Below are 1,019 nucleotides of genomic sequence, written 5' to 3' on the forward strand. Positions count from 1 at the left end.
ATGATTCCGTTTGTCCTTCTCGACCGACGATCACCGATCCGCACCGTCTCAACTGCCGGTCGTGCGCATCCCGGCAGCCCGGTCCGCACGCCGGTCGCCGGGATGCGTGTCGACCCGATGTCAAGCACACCTCACGGAAGGAATCGTCCCTTGACGATGAACAAAGCCCTCCTCACAGGGGCTCTCGCAGCCGCTGCCCTGGTCGCCCCCGCGGCGCTGGCCGCCCAGCCCGCGAGCGCGACGGTGACCAGCGGTGCTCACATGAGCGTCGCGCCCAAGGTCGCGACCGGCAACGTCAAAGCCGGTCACACCCGCAGGCCCGGGCCGGATCCGCGCGTTCACCGGTACGTCCACGGCGGGCGGACCTACATCCTGCCCAGCTGCCAGTCCATCATGAACGGTGGGATCTACGTCGCCCCCACCTGTGGGGCCGGCATGGCCAGGCCGGTCTACGTCGTCGAGAGCCGTACCATCGCCCTGCCGGGCACCTGGACCGCCCAGACCATCTCCGGGCTGCCCGGCCGTTGGTACGGCCTGCCCGGCTACGACCTCGCCCCCAGCGTCCACGAGTACGTCGTGGAGGGGACCACCTACACGCTCCCCAGCTGCCAGTACGTCGTCAACGGCGGGGTGTACGTCTCCCCGTCCTGCGGGTCCGGCTTCACCACCCCGGTCTACCTCTCGGGCGGCAGGTGGGCCCCGCTGCCCGGCTCCTGGTGCGAGCAGTCCTTCGTCACCGGCCTGCGCGGCCGCTGGTACGGCCTGCCCGGCCGCGGCTACTACAACCCCGGCCACAACTGGGGCGGCACCCGCTGGGGCGGCCACTGGGGCCGCGGCCACGGCCGTCCGGGTCACGGCTGGCCAGGCCGACCGGGCAACGGTAACCCCGGCACCCCGGGTCACAACTGGCCGGGTAACGGCGGTAATCACGGAGGCCACAACGGAGGCCACAACGGCGGCGGCTGGGGCAACGGCGGCGGCTGGGGCAACGGCGGCGGCTGGGGCAACGGCGGCCACAA

At 71.8% G+C, this 1,019-nt stretch carries 1 protein-coding gene; it reads left to right on the forward strand.

Features of this window, described 5'->3' with window-relative positions; translation table 11 throughout:
- Positions 1-150 precede the first annotated feature (150 nt).
- Positions 151-1,019: hypothetical protein (locus Mth01_RS29330; RefSeq protein WP_204019206.1), on the forward strand; the 869-nt coding region annotated here is incomplete at its 3' end.

This window comes from Sphaerimonospora thailandensis (assembly GCF_016863115.1).
Classification (GTDB): Bacteria; Actinomycetota; Actinomycetes; order Streptosporangiales; family Streptosporangiaceae; genus Sphaerimonospora; species Sphaerimonospora cavernae.